The following is a 13452-nucleotide window of genomic DNA, read 5'->3' as shown; positions in this document are numbered from 1 at the left end:
ACGGCACGATGCTGTGCATGAGGGATCAGCGAGCTGAAGAATTTGCCCGGTGCGCCGTAGCTCTGGCCGCGGAGTTGAACGCGGTGCGGCATGACGCCTCGGTTGCCTTTGACCCCGAGGACCCCTGGGCCGTTCCTGCCCCGACGGGGGATGACCCCTTCGCTCCGTCCCTGGCGGGCCGGGAGGGAATCTTCGACCAGGCGCTGTCCAACGGGCTGGCCGCGATCGTCGCCTCTGAGTGGCCGGGCAAGGAATCGGACGGTAAGGGGTTCGTCCGGCCGGCCAGGGCGTTGCTGAAGGTGATTGAGGAGCATGGTCCCGCGACGGACGGCGTGGTTCTCCTTCCTGACAAGCACCAGGCGCCGGAGATACCCCAGGACGACACAAAACCCATCTTCCAGCCCCACCCCCGTCCTCTCGCCCGTCATACCCGGATCGATGTGTGCACGCTGCAGAACGGAATCGACGCCAGTCAGGCAGCCCGGCACGGCCGCGGGGTCGGCGGGTTGCAACGGCGCCACATCGAAGCCCTGCTGGCCCTCGACCGCCACAAGAGCCTCCAGGTGATGGGAGAAGAACAAGCAGACCAGATCCGCACGACAGCCCTGCGGGGAGACGCCGCCGAACGCGCGAGGGCTGCCGAATATCTCGAACGGATCGGTGAGGAAGAAACCTCGCGGCGAGCAGCGCACGCGGAGAACCCCAACGCCTGGCACCCGAAGCACAACTCGGACGGTCACGACCTCGACACCTGCCCCGTCTGCGAGTACGAGGCGTTCTGTGTCGACGGACTCGCCCCCATCGCAGGTCGGGTCGGGCATGGACAGTGCCTGGTGTGCACCTACACGCGCACTCCCGATACCGCCGAGGAAGAAGGGTTCGACGAACACCTCGCCTGGATCAAGGGAGAGTGACGCACCCACAGGTGGGCGTCCCCCAAGCTGCACGGGGCCCCGGGACGCGGGCCTCGGGGCCTGGCTGTGTCACTTCGCTGACCGCCCGGTGCAGTTGATCGGCTCCTACGGCGCCGGTTCGTAGACGACGGTGGTGGTGGGGCAGTCCTCGGCGAGGCCGAGGAGGGCCTGGCGCTCGCTCTCGTCGACGGCCAGGTCCCAGCGCAGCTTCGTGCCGACCCACGTGGCGGCGTAGGTGCAGTGGTAGGAGCCGTCAGAGGGCAGCCACTCGGCCGGATCCTTGTCGCTCTTGCTCCTGTTGGAGGCGGCGGAGACCGCGATCAGCGTGTCCGGGCTGTTCTGGTCGTTCGCGTACGCCTCCCGCCGCGCCGCCGACCAAGGCACCTGCTCAGAGTCGAACACCTCGGCGAGGGGGACGAAGTGGTCGACATCGAGTCGGGCCGCGTCCGTCACCACGATGTCGTCGTACGCGCTGCGCCAGGATCCGCCGGTCAGCTTGCAGCCGGCCGCGACCTGCGGCGCCCCGACGGCTTCGGCGAGGATGACCTCCTTGCGGGTGTCACAGCCGTCCGTCGCGTTCAGCCCGCGGTTCCAGTGCTTGTACAGGTCCCGCTTGTAGCCCTCGCGGTGCTCGACAGCCACGGGGAGCCGGTCGATCGCCTCGAACAGCGGCAGCGGAGCCCGCACCCCGGACGGGCCGGCCACATCGGCGGCCGCCGGCGCCGCCGTGGCAGCGGGTGCGGAGTGCGCGGCCGGAGCCGCGAGGACGGGAAGGGCGAAGAGGGCGAGCGCGGGCAGACCACGCAGCATCAGGTTCTTGATCACACAGGCGGGTCTAGCGGGCCCGACACCCGTCCCGACAGGCCATCAGCGGACAACTCACCCGTGCGGGCGGCCGGATTCACCGCAGAAACGAGCCTTCGCCCTACGCCTCTTCAGCGGTCGAGGTGGGTACCCAGAAGCTCCGGGGGCGGTGGGGGTCGCATCGCCATCCGGCTGCGTAGAAGCGGGCGGGTTGACCGCACCTCGGGTTTCCGGTCTCGCACGCACCGCGGTGTAGGGGAGAGGCGGCCTGCAATCCTGTGCTGGTCACAGGTACGGGGGCATCGTCGTGAGCCTGTGGGCTGGGCGCCAGCTCCACCCTTGGCGATGGGATCAGCTTGTCGATCGTGATGGCGAGTTCCACGCTGGCGATGCCGCGCGGCCTCAGGGTGGCGCTGGGTTTCCAGGTGTCCTCGCCGAACCGGCAGGTGGTGTCCGCTTCCCTGCCCGAGTAGTGGATCTCGTCGTCCAGCATGTCGGCTTCGGTGAGGTCCGGGCTGTCCACGCTGCGGTAGTCGGCCCACTTGTTCCGGTCCTTGAGGGGGACCCACAGGTGGCTGCCCGCGCGGGCGTCTTTGCGGGAGGGCACGAAGAGGGGTGCGATGTGACCGATGGCCGCACCGATCAGCGTGCGGCCAACAGTGACGCTGGCGACATCGCCGTCGAAGCTGGTCCACCCGGAAGCTTCATCGTCCATGCGGCGTGGGGTATCCCACTGCAGGTGCACCTTGCCGCACCCTGTCTTGACCTTGCCGTCCGGGCAGGGCCGCTGGGCGGCGGCGACGCAGTGCCATTCGGCAAGGACGCGGTATCCACCGACCAGCGCCAGGTCGGCGGCGTTGCTGATCTCCCGCCAGGTGACCTGGTTGGTAAGCATCCAATTGGACCGGTCGACCAGGTGGAACGTGTCGTCGTGAGTGATCCAGTTCGGGCTGAGCCCGGCCGCAGCGTGGGCCTTGGAACGGCGCAGCACACTGCCGGCGCTGGCGTTGTAGTACTGCGCCTCACAACCCAGATCCAGGCCGCCGGCCCCGACAATGGTCACGTCGGGACGCGAGGACCGCAGCTTGGTGGACTTCTCCACACGGAACGCGAGACCGGCCGCCTGTGCGGTACGGGCCAGGAAATCCTTCATGGCCTTGTGCCGGTCACTCTCCTCCGCCGTCATCTCATGAACGGTGGGAAGATGCGCCGCGCGCAGCCGAAGAGCGCCATCGGGACCGCGGTGCTTACGCACGTACATGAAGGGGCTCTTCACCCCGCTGATCTCCGCCTTGCAGCGCTGCCCCTTGCTGCTCTCCACACAGACGAGCAGCTCCCGGTCCCGCTCAGCCACTGGCAGAAGGAGCTCCGTGATCACGTCGGGCGCGCTGATGCCCGCGCCCGCGAGGCCGAGGTCGTCCTTGTCTAGTTCGAGAATCTCGCCCAATCCGGAATGCCAAACGCCATTCGCCACAGATGTCCCCCACCCGGTAGCAATGCGAAGAAGGCCCGCGTTTCCACGGTACGACGCATCACTGACGGCTGGACAGAGGCAGGTACGCGCGTACGGGCTTCCGGCGACCGAGGGCAAGAGCGGCGACCCGCGGTGGCCAGCCTTCGCCCGCCGCTACGGCTTCGACATCGAGCACCTGGTGCAGTGGGAGGTGGAGGCGCTGGAGCCGGACGAGCTCCAGCGCCTGGTCCTCGCCGCCGTCGACCCGTACATCGACCGCGACGTCCTCGCGCAGCAGATCGCCCGCGAGGAACAGCAACGCCGCGCGTTGTCCGACTTCGTCGACGGGTGGGCCAGGGGCAGCGGCGGAACGTCCGCCTGAGCCTTCACTTCGTCTCGAAGTCGGGCCGGGCTACGCCTCGTACCCGTGCTCGGTTCGTGTCGTGTGCTCGGGGCCGGGGTGGGCGACGCCGGGGACCATGGGATGGGTGTAGTCGAGTTCGATGGTGCTAAAGGCGTCGTCCGGCAGGGGAGCGGTGTCGTTGTCGGCGATGATGAGCTGGAGCCGCGGGCCGTAGGCGTCGGTCAGGGCTTTGAATCGGCCGTAGATCCGTCGGCCTCGTTCCTGGTCGTCGCGGTTGCTGCCGAGCGCTCTGCGGGGGGAGTCGATGAGCAGGATCGACGGGACGAGGATGTCGGGGTGGGTGAGTCCGCACTCTAGGAGTGCGAGGTGGTAGGCGATGTTGACGCCGGCCTGGAGGGCGCCGCCGGATGCCTGGAGGCTTTCGAAGGGCGTGTTGTCTACCACTGGCAGATAGGTTGCCGGGTCGACCAAGGCCGACTGCTCCCAGGGCAGGTTCAGCTCCATGAGGGTGGCGCTGAAGAGACGGCTGAGCTCGGTGACAAGGGATCGTCGGGCGTCGTTTTCCGCTCTGCGTGTCTTGAGCTCAGCGTTGGCGGCTTTGCGGCGCGCGGTGATGTCCTTGGCGCCCTGAGCGATGGCTCGTACGCGCGCCCACGAGTCGCGTAGGTGGAGGACGGCGTCGATCCCGGCGTTGAGGGCGGCGACGCGGGCACTGGCGTCGGAGATGGCGTCGAACCGCGGGGCGACAACGTCGCGTGTCTGGGCATCGAGCTGTCGGCGCAGGTTGGTGGCGAGGAATTCCGCTTCGGAGGACCGCTCACGGGCTCTGCGCAGGACTTCTGTGTCCGCTCGCATCAGCTCGCGCGCATCCTGCAGCTGCTGCTCCAGAGCGTTGCGCGCCTCCTGGACCGCGGCTGGGTCCGTGTCCTCCTCGGCTGGGTCGGCTTGGAGGCAAACGCCGCAGTGGTCTTCCGGGACGGTCCGAGCATCGAGGCGTTGCGCACAGCGCGGGCAGACTACGAAGTGGAAAGGGGCGAGCTGGTCGATCGCGGTGGCGGAGCGTTCCAGGCGCTGCAGGTCGAGTTCGACCTGAGCGACAACCGACTCACGGGCTTCTACCAGTTCCCGGGCGGCTAGGACCTCCTGTGTGGCAGCCGTCGCCGTCTGGACGGCTGCTCGCAGGTCGCCGCGCAGGACGGCGTCCGCGGCGCTGGACTCCGAGACGTCGGTTCGCAGAGCGCGCAGGGTGGTCTCGGCGTTGTGCAGCATGTCGCGCAGGCCGGCCAGCTCGGTGCGCAGTTCGTCATCCGTCCTGGGGTCGGTTGCCCGCAGGAAGCTGCCGACGTTCTCTTCCTCGGCTTCCGCCTTCCGCAAGTCCGTCGCGAGCTGGTTCACCTGCCTCTCCAGTTCCATTACGGCTGAGGTGGTGAGGCCGAACATGAGCTCGAAGAGCACCTTGCGCTGCTTTTTGAAGTGGTTGTCGAGGTGGCCGACCACCTGGCGATCCAGGTCGCGGGCTTCCAGGTAGACGTAGCGAAAGAGATGGGTGAAAGTCAGATTGAGGGTCGTGGCCTTGCCGAGGCGAGTGGTGGGAATCCTCTCGCGAGGGAAGCCCAGAGCATCCAGAAGAACATCCGACAGGCTTCGCTGTCCCTCTTCCGCCCGGGTGCCGAAAGTGTGCTGCAGCGCCATCGTCTCGGGATCGAGGATGTCGACGCGGTCGGAGCGGTCGCCGCTGATCGTCCGCTTGAGGATCATGTGCTGCTCGCCGACCACGACGGACGCCAGCACCGAATGCACGTGATCACGTACCGCCGGCGTCAGGACGGCGGTGCCTCCGACCGCATGCTTGAGCAGCATGAGAAGGCTGGACTTGCCCGCCCCGCTGGGGCCGCTGATGACGGTGGCCGGCTGATCGAAGCGATACGTCGTCTCTGCGGTGGCGGTGGTGACCGTCAGCGCGAGGAATCGCAGGTGGGTGGCCATCAGATTTCCGTCCGCAAGGGCCTGTCCACCGCGTCGGGCAGGCGATCGTAGATGAGGGTCTTCAGTGCCGATCCCGACTTGTCGAAGTGCCTCTTCAACAGGGCGATCCGCTGGGCCACGACGGCCCACTCGTCGGTCTGTGTCAGCATCGACGCGGCCACGGCTCCGTCCGCGGTCACGCGGAACTCCGCACGATGCGACCCGCTGTACGTGATGAGTCCACGGCCGGCCAGGGAGCCGAGGACGCTGTAGTACCGCTGGTCCCACGGCCCGTACTTGTACCGGGTCATCCGGCTCTCCACGGCCAGCCGCTCGGAGGACGTGGGCTCCGCTCCAGTGGGCCAGCCTTCTCCCTGCTCGACGAGCAGACGCTCCAGCATCGTTGGGTAGCGCAGGAGGAAGTCGAGTTTGGCCAGCTTCGTCAGGCCGTCCAGGGATCTCTTCGCCGTGGTGAACCGGGCGATCAGCAGGAGAATGCGGGCCTCGTGGTAGCGCGCTTCCCTGCGCTCATCACCTTGCGCCTGACGCCGGATCTCTGCGGCTGCGGCCAGTCGCTCTACGGCGTTCGTCACGACGCTTCCTCGGCGGAGACGTCGAAGGGAGCAGAGAAGTAGAAGTGGCACTCGTCGCAGAGCTGATAAGCCAGGCCACGAAGGTGCAGCTTATTGATCTTGAACGGCAAGGACGCGTCTACGCCTTCGGGGGTGAGACGTTGCCTAATGAGCTGGTTCATCCGCTGCCCGTAGGCCGCCCCGTCAAGGATCTCGCTCTGCGCGTGCGCCCGGCAGTCGAAGACGGTATCCACGACTTCCAGGCGCAGGTTCTCCAGATCCATGGCGTCTCCTGCCAGTCCGGAGCGGCGCTGTGACCACGTCACATACCAGGCAGAGCGGAGTTCCTCGGCGTGAGCTGCCTCGTCGGACGGCACCTGTCCACGAGCCAGCTTCTTGCGGAGTGCCGAGCCCCCGGGGGCAATCATGGGCGACTGGCCACGGCCGTAGGTCGGCACTGCTGCTTGCCGATAGACGAATTCGTCCAAGATTGTCTGGCGGTGGAGCGTACGGCTCGCGACGCGGCGGAGAATCTGGGTGTCGTAACGCACCCGGCTTGAATCGGCGACGTAGGCAGCCAGCTGCCCTCGCTCGCCCTCGCTTCGGTTGGCCTGCTCCACCCGTTCGATGATTCGTTTGTAGCTGGCGTTCACGTCGACGTGCTCGAGCTGAAGGTCCTCGATGGCCGGCTCCAGCAGTTGGCGGATGTTGATGTCCGTAATGTGCCGATGGGACGGCACATCCTTGTACTGGATCTCCAGCGCTGCCATGAAGGCAGCCACGTGGTCGATGAAATCCTGGGGGGCAGCGATGTCGCTGACCTTGCGCAGTTCCGGCAGGACCTCCGGGATGCTGTCGTAGGGCTGCTTCCAGCGAACCTTCAGTAGGTGCTGCGACAGGCTCTTGGCCATGGCGTCACTGCCGGTCGTTAGCTCCGGGTCTGGACCGCACATACGGGCAAGAGTCGAAGCGTTGTCTTTCGCGGGACTGAGAGGCGCGTTCGTAGTGAGACGAAGCCGCACGTTGTCCGCCCGCCCGCAGGCAGACCATCGGTCAAACAGGTGGGCTATCCCGCCGTCCTTGCAAAGATCTGCGAGAGTCCACTGGGTACGGCTGCTGTGCTTGACCGATACCAGCTCCACTTCGCCGTTCGTGAATGCGATGACGAAGTCCTCATGCCATTCACACACGACGTAGTCGATGACGTTCTCGGTGAGCATGGCCAGACAAGCCTGGGCTGCTACCTCGGCCTGATACCGGTACAAGCCGAGGGTGTCGGATCCACTGTCCTCGCCGGGACGAAGCTGAAAGATTGGATGAACGAAGCGTTCGGGATCACCCACCGAGTCCGCCAGGACATCAACCACGCCCACCCCCCGCTACCGACCCCTGAGTCAGTCATGCTCCGGCCGGACGATCCGAAGATCCACAGATCTACCACAGCTCCTATGCCGTACGTAACCGAACAATCACACAGGCTGGGGATGCAGGAAGCCGGATCTTCGGTCTCACCTTCGACAGGTCACGTAAGGCGAGGGTCTGGCCAGAACTCGCACGCGAACGACGGCGGGTGAGACGATCACGCTGGCCCAGCAAGGAGGCGATGTGTCGGACGAGTCGACGGGTGGCTACACCGCCAACCCCCGTGAGACGAAGTACATCCTCACGGAGGATTCGAGCGTCGTAGCCCGCTTCATGGAGGGATCCGAGCTCCTTGGCACCGGCATCCAGATCCGCCGGGTCGCAAAACCACAAGGCGATGACCCAACGGTCTTTCGGGAGTGGTGGGAAGTGATCATCTTTGATGACCCACACCTGGTTCAAAGCCGCAATCCCCAGGCTGGCTAACGCACTCGAGTCCTCGGCAACTACGCCCAGTCGACGCCCAGCTTCGCGAGGGCGGCCAGCTGGTCGGCGCTGAGCTTGTCGCGCCGGCTCTTGGTGTTGGAGACCCACACGCCCAGCTTCACGACCACCGGCTCCGTCTCGCCCTCGACCGCGACCTCCTCGCCGTGGGCGCGCGGCACCGGCCGGTGGGCGCCTTCCCGTTCCACCCATTGCGTGAGGGCCGCCAGGCCCCGCTGGAACGCCTGCTGCGCCTTGCTCGGCCCCTTCGCCGCACGGCTGGCCGCCGGGGCCGGAGGCGGCGCCTGGGCGGGTTCCACGCCCAGTGCGGTCAGCCGTGTCTGCTGCTCGGGCAGCAGCCGCGTCCAGATGGCCAGCTGCCTCTGCTGCTGGAGCCAGCGTCCGATGTCGTCGCCGTCCATGAGCACGCCGGGGGCGATGTCGGGCAGCTGGCCGTCGGCGTCGACCAGGTCCGCCAGGACGCGGTGGTGGCGCTGCCAGTCCAGCGGCCAGGGGCAGTTCCAGTCCTTGTCGATCGCGGCGAGCTGCGCGGCCCGGGTCGTCGCGGTGTCCTCGTCCTTCCCGAGTCCGTTCTTGGCGCCCTTGCGGCGGAGGTTGGCCATGTACTGGCCGATGGGCACCATCTCGTCGTCCTCGCCCCACAGGGCGTCCTGCCGGGGCGCGAGGTGGCCGGTGGCCTTCCGGTAGGACCGGAGCACGGCGAGCTTGGCCTCCCATGCCTCCTCGCCGGGCTCCCACACCATCCCGGCCTCCGGCGCGTCCAACAGCGTCTTGCGCCGCTCCTCGAGTTCACCGGTGCGCAGGGCCTTGCGCTGCTGGTGCACCCACCGTCCGAGGGGGAACGCCTTGGTGACGCCGATTTCGACCTCGACGTCGTAGGGGACGGCGTGCAGGCCGGTGATCTCGTTCTCGGCCCGCCACCGGATGATGGCCTGGTAGCCCTCCAGCCAGACCAGGGATTCGGGCCGGTAGACGCGGGTGCGCAGGAACGCGGCGATGGTGGCGGCGTCCCGGGGTGAGGAGAAGTGCAGCAGCGCCGACTCGGCCGCCGCGGCGGTGTCGTCCTCCTGGTCCTCGCCCTCCCCGCCGGCCCCGACGATCCGCCCGTCTTCGTCACGACGGACATGGCCCTTGCGCTTGCCGCTGGTGAGGGCGCGGGAGGCGAGCTGCTCGACGAGGCGGTCGTCATGAGAGTGCAGGCCCTGGAGGACCGCTACAAGAGGGCGGAAGCTGGCGCTGGCGACCATGTCGGTGGGGTCCTCGCCAGGCTCCAGGAAGATGGGCACGATGATGCGGGCGATCTTCGTGGAGCCGTCCTTGTTGAGCCGTAGGGCGCGGCCGATGTTTTGGACGATTTCGACCTGGGAGCCGCGGGTGTCGGCGAAGCAGATCGCCTCCACCCCGCGCTCGCCGGTGATGTCGACGCCTTCTCCGAGGACGCGTACGGACGCGAGGAACGCCCGGTGCACGCGGTGGCCGGTGGCGTCGATGCCGTTGGCGAACTGGCGCAGGATCTCACGGCGCTCGGTGACGAGGTGGTCCCCGCACAGCCACGCCGACCAGACCCGGTCCGGCGGGACATGGCGGCCGGCCTCCAGCTCGTAGAACTCCGCCTCGATCGACGACGCGGGGAGCTTCTCCGCGTCGGCCAGGTCGGCGTCGGAGGCGTCGGTGATGTACAGCTCGGCCGCCGTCTCCGGCAGCTTCTCCGCGAACGCGGCCGCCTCCCCCACCTTCTGGTGGAACGTCATGACCGTACGCAGGTTGTACGCCGCCGCGTGCTCCAGGAGCGCGGCTTGCAGCAGCGCCAGGCGCCGGCCCGGCTGCGCCTCCTCGGACTCGCCAAGGACGGGGGAGGGGTCGCGGATCTCCAGGACGTCGATCTCGAACCCGGCGAGGATCCCCCGCTCGATCGCCTCCGACAGGCCGAGCTCGGCGAGCCACGCCCCGTAGGTGCCGTCCGGGTCGTCGGCCATGCTCGCGATCTCCGCCTCCTGCCCCTCCACGCCCCTCCACGCCCCTCCACGCTCCTCTGCGGCCGGGCCGCGGCAAGGATGCGCGGGGTCGCGGTCAGGTAGAGCCGGAAGTCCGCCGGGATCCTGGCGTTGTCGTGGATCGCTGCCCACAGCCGCCCGAGATCACCAGCCGTGCCATGCGCCTCGTCGACGATCACGAGGTCGAAGCCCGCCATCTGCTGCCCGTAGAGCCGCTCCCCGCCCGCCAGAGCGGCCGCCAGCGGCCCGCAACCTTCCGCTGGCCCTCGGGTGCGTCGATGTCCTCGCGGTCCACCAGAGAGGCATACGTGGCGAACACGACGATCGGACCGGAGGCGGCCCCACTGGGCCAGCTGGATCGGGTTCGTGGTGGTGCGCACCCCCAGCTCGCCCAGGACCGGGTCGTTCTCCAGCGAGCAGCCAGCGATCATCGGGGCCCGGTGGCCGAGCGCCTCGCTGGCGCCACCGGCGACGTCGTCGTCCTCTCCACAGAGCACGGCTTCGTCACCCTCGATGAGCCGCTCTTCCCGTACGACCTGCGCATGGGCCAGCCCGGTTCCGTCACCGCCGAGCAGCTCGCCGCCCAGGCCGCGCAGCTCGGCATCCTGCCCGGGCCGCGCCCGGTCGTCGCCCTCGACGCCCCGGACGGCATCGAGCGGGTGACCGGGCACGGCGATCTGCACTGGGCAACCTCACCGGCACCCCGCTCACGATCATGGACTGGGAATGCTGGGGGAGCGTGCTGGTCGGGTTCGACGCCGGCCTTCTCCACGCCTACAGCCTGCGCGTCCCCGCGGTCGCGGCCCGCGTGCGCACCGAGTTCACCCATATCCTGGACAGCCCGGCGGGCCGGGTCGGGGAGCTGGCGGCGCTGTGCGAGATGCTCCAGTCCGTCGCGCGCGGCGAGTATGCCGACATCGCGGATGCTCTCATGGACCGCGCGTATGAACTGACCGGCCGGCGCCCTCCCGTGCCACCGCGGCGCTGACAGGTCCGGCCCTCCGCTGGTCAGTCGCGTGTTGAGTGATTGTCCGGCTGGCGGCGGTAGAGAGCTATGTCGTGCTGGAAGGCGATGGCGAGGTCGCCAGCGGGGGTCAGCGCGATTCCCCGCGGGGCATCGATGAGGAATTCTGCAGTGGTCCGACGGGTGCCGAGATCCCACACCCGCACTGTCTTGTCTCGGCTGGCAGTGACGGCGACGGGTCGTTCGTTTAGAACACTGCATGTCACGGCGGTCACGGGGCCGTTGTGGCCGGTGAGGGGTTCACCGATTGGTAGGCCTGTGGTCAGGTCCCACACGCGCGCTGTGCTGTCTTCGCTGGTGGTGACGGCGATAAGTCGCCCGTCCAGCTCGGTGCACGCCATCGCCTGCACGCTGTAGGTGTGGCCGGTGATGGGCGTACCGATCGGTAGGCCGGTAGCCAAGTCCCACGCCCGCACCGTGACGGGCCAGGTGGCGGTGGCGGTGACGGCGACGGGCCGGTCGTTTAGAACACTGCATGTCACGGCGGTTACGGTGTCGGTGGTGGTGAGGGGTTTACCGATGGGTAGGCCGGTGGTCAGGTCCCACACGCGCACCGTGCGGTCCCAGCTGGCGGTGACGGCGATGGGGCGTCCGTCCAGCACAGTTACCGCCATCGCAGTCACGGGGTCGCTGTGGCCGATGATGGGTTTACCGATTGGTAGGCCTGAGGTCAGGTCCCACACGCGCACCGTGTGGTCCCGGCTGGCGGTGACGGCGATGGGGCGTCCGTTCAGGACGCTGCAGGCTACGGCGGTCACGGGGCCGGTGTGGCCGGTGATGGGCTTCCTGATCGGCAGGCCGGTGGTCAGGTCCCACACGCGCACGGTGTTGTCCGCGCTGCTGGTGACGGCGACATGTCGGCCGTCAAGCACGGTGCACGCCAGCGCCTCCACGGCGTCGGTGTGGCCGGTGAGGGGTTCACCGACTGCTCGACGAGCGGTTAGGTCCCACACCTGCACGGTCTCGTTTCCGCTGCTGGTGACGGCGATGGGTCGTCCGTCCAACACAGTGCACGCCATCGCAGTCACGGGGCTAGCGGGGAGGTCCAGTGGCTCAACGAGGGCTCGACGGGTGGCGAGATCCCACACCCGCACTGTCTTGTCTCGGCTGGCGGTGACGGCGATGGGGCGTTCGTTCAGGACGCTGCAGGCTACGGCGGTCACGGCGCCGGTGTGGCCGGTGATCGGCTTACTGATCGGTAGGCCGGTGGTCAGGTCCCACACGTGCGCTGCGCTGTTTGCGCTGGTGGTGACGGCGATGGGTCGTCCGTCCAGCACGGTGCACGCCATCGCCCGCAGGGTGTGGGTGTGGCCGGTGAGGGGTTTGCCGAACGGCAGGCCGGTGGTCAGGTCCCACACCCGCACCGGGCGGTCCTGGCCGGCGGCGATGACGGCGATGGGTCGTCCGTCCAGCACGGTGCACGCCATCGCCCGCAGGGTGTGGGTGTGGCCGATGAGGGGTTTGCTGACTGGTAGGCCGGTAGTCAGGTCCCAGACCCGCACGGTGTCGTCCCTGCTGCCGGTGACGGCGATGGGTCGGCCGTCGAGGACACTGCATGCCACCGCGTTCACGGCGTTGGTGTGGCCGGTGAGGGGTTTGCCGACTGGTAGGCCGGTGGTCAGGTCCCAGACCCGCACGGTGTGGTCCCTGCTGCCGGTGACGGCGACGGGTCGGTCGTCCAGCACGGTGCACGCCACCGCCTCGACTGCACCGGTGTGGCCGGTGAGGGTGTCGCGGAGGGCGGGGTTGAAGGTGCTGCCGGTGGCCCACAGGGGTGTCCAGGTGCCGGGTGGGAGGCGGCGGACGAGTTCCTGGTGGAGGTGGTGGGCGCCGGCGCGCGCGGCTTCGAGAGCGAGGACCTGGCGGCGTTGCAGGGGGGTGGCGTCGTGGTGGAGGTGGAGACCGGTGCGGTAGACGGCGGCGGCTAGGCGGGCGGCGTCGTTGCGGGCGTGGTGGAGGTGGGGGGTGAGGCCGCGGGGTTCGGCGTGGACGAGGTAGTCGCTGTCGGCGAGGACCTCGTCCAGCAGTCCGGCTTGGGCTGCGTGGTGGGCGAGGTGGGCGAGGGTGTAGGGGTGGGCACGGGACCAGTCGCGGGTGCCGTCGCTGCGGTAGGGCACGCGGTCGGTGAGGACCTTCACGTAGGCGGCGTGCGCAGCCCGGTCGTCAGTGTTTTCGCGTAGGTGCTCAGCCATCGCCTCGTGGTAGAGCCGGTAGGCGGAGCGGTCGTTCTCGGTGGCCTCGACGACGTACGAGCCGGCTTCACGGCGAAGCCACAGCAGGTCGTCGTCGGTGCGGGTGCGGATGGACATTTCGGTGGCGAGGGGGGCCCAGACGTCCTCCCAGGGCAAGCCCTGCCCCTGGGCGTAGGCGAGGGGGAGCAGGAGGTCGGTGGCGCGTTCGGCGTGGTCGCCGAGGCGTTGGTGGAGGTCCTCGCGCATGGCGTCGCTGGCGTGGCGGGGCAGGGAGGCCAGCCAGGCTGGGTCGTCGGGGTTGGGG

9 protein-coding genes and 2 pseudogenes are annotated in these 13452 nt (G+C 68.4%); 4 read left to right on the top strand and 7 right to left on the bottom strand.

The window, feature by feature from the left end; genetic code table 11:
* The first annotated feature begins 17 nt into the window (after window positions 1–17).
* Window positions 18–914, top strand: a complete 897-nt coding sequence (locus tag PV721_RS20635; protein ID WP_319726541.1) for a hypothetical protein — start codon at window positions 18–20, stop codon at window positions 912–914.
* 105 nt (window positions 915–1019) lie between these two features.
* Here the strand turns inward: PV721_RS20635 and PV721_RS20630 are convergent, their stop codons facing one another.
* Window positions 1020–1724 carry an HNH endonuclease family protein gene (locus PV721_RS20630; RefSeq protein ID WP_416371146.1) on the bottom strand — a complete coding sequence of 235 codons (705 nt, stop codon included), beginning with the start codon at window positions 1722–1724 and terminating at the stop codon, window positions 1020–1022.
* 115 nt (window positions 1725–1839) lie between these two features.
* On the bottom strand, window positions 1840–3165 hold the full coding sequence (locus tag PV721_RS20625; protein ID WP_319726535.1) for a hypothetical protein: 1326 nt from the start codon (window positions 3163–3165) through the stop codon (window positions 1840–1842).
* Window positions 3166–3214: 49 nt separating this feature from the next.
* On the opposite strand from PV721_RS20625, the gene PV721_RS20620 reads away from it, so the two are divergent.
* Window positions 3215–3553, top strand: a complete 339-nt coding sequence (locus PV721_RS20620) for a hypothetical protein (protein ID WP_319726533.1) — start codon at window positions 3215–3217, stop codon at window positions 3551–3553.
* A gap of 30 nt (window positions 3554–3583) precedes the next feature.
* On the opposite strand, the gene PV721_RS20615 is transcribed toward PV721_RS20620, so the two are convergent.
* The 3 genes from PV721_RS20615 to PV721_RS20605 are packed head-to-tail and all read right to left on the bottom strand — an operon-like array spanning window position 3584 to window position 7439.
* Window positions 3584–5521 (bottom strand): hypothetical protein, encoded by a 1938-nt coding sequence (locus PV721_RS20615; RefSeq protein ID WP_319726530.1) that lies wholly within the window; start codon window positions 5519–5521, stop codon window positions 3584–3586.
* Window positions 5521–6093, bottom strand: a complete 573-nt coding sequence (locus tag PV721_RS20610; RefSeq protein WP_319726527.1) for a hypothetical protein — start codon at window positions 6091–6093, stop codon at window positions 5521–5523. The genes PV721_RS20615 and PV721_RS20610 overlap by 1 nt, the downstream gene beginning before the upstream one ends.
* Window positions 6090–7439, bottom strand: coding sequence for a dsDNA nuclease domain-containing protein (locus PV721_RS20605; RefSeq protein ID WP_319726525.1), 1350 nt, complete (start codon window positions 7437–7439; stop codon window positions 6090–6092). The genes PV721_RS20610 and PV721_RS20605 overlap by 4 nt, the downstream gene beginning before the upstream one ends.
* 238 nt (window positions 7440–7677) lie before the next feature.
* Between PV721_RS20605 and PV721_RS20600 the strand changes: the two genes are divergently transcribed.
* Window positions 7678–7920: a hypothetical protein gene (locus PV721_RS20600; RefSeq protein ID WP_319726523.1), complete on the top strand. Its 243-nt coding sequence runs from the start codon at window positions 7678–7680 to the stop codon at window positions 7918–7920.
* A gap of 20 nt (window positions 7921–7940) precedes the next feature.
* Here PV721_RS20600 and PV721_RS20595 read toward each other — a convergent pair.
* Window positions 7941–10381, bottom strand: a pseudogene (locus PV721_RS20595) (Helicase associated domain protein); the annotation flags it as partial.
* 266 nt (window positions 10382–10647) lie between these two features.
* Between PV721_RS20595 and PV721_RS20590 the strand changes: the two are divergent.
* A complete protein-coding gene (locus tag PV721_RS20590; RefSeq protein WP_319726521.1) occupies window positions 10648–10920 on the top strand; it encodes a hypothetical protein in 273 nt (90 codons plus the stop codon).
* Window positions 10921–10940: 20 nt separating this feature from the next.
* On the opposite strand, the pseudogene PV721_RS20585 reads toward PV721_RS20590, so the two are convergent.
* A pseudogene (locus PV721_RS20585) lies at window positions 10941–13452 on the bottom strand (WD40 repeat domain-containing protein); the annotation flags it as partial.

It is taken from the genome of Streptomyces sp. MB09-01 (genome assembly GCF_033794505.1).
GTDB lineage: Bacteria > Actinomycetota > Actinomycetes > Streptomycetales > Streptomycetaceae > Streptomyces.
Note: the sequence above shows the minus strand (reverse complement) of the source record. Positions and strands in the feature narration are given on the sequence as shown.

Bases quoted from the DNA above. Each gene is read 5' to 3' on its own strand.
- PV721_RS20635 (WP_319726541.1), top strand. From the start codon at position 18: ATGAGGGATCAGCGAGCTGAAGAATTTGCCCGGTGCGCCGTAGCTCTG.
- PV721_RS20630 (WP_416371146.1), bottom strand. From the start codon at position 1,724: ATGCTGCGTGGTCTGCCCGCGCTCGCCCTCTTCGCCCTTCCCGTCCTC.
- PV721_RS20620 (WP_319726533.1), top strand. From the start codon at position 3,215: ATGCGAAGAAGGCCCGCGTTTCCACGGTACGACGCATCACTGACGGCT.
- PV721_RS20615 (WP_319726530.1), bottom strand. From the start codon at position 5,521: ATGGCCACCCACCTGCGATTCCTCGCGCTGACGGTCACCACCGCCACC.
- PV721_RS20590 (WP_319726521.1), top strand. From the start codon at position 10,648: ATGGACTGGGAATGCTGGGGGAGCGTGCTGGTCGGGTTCGACGCCGGC.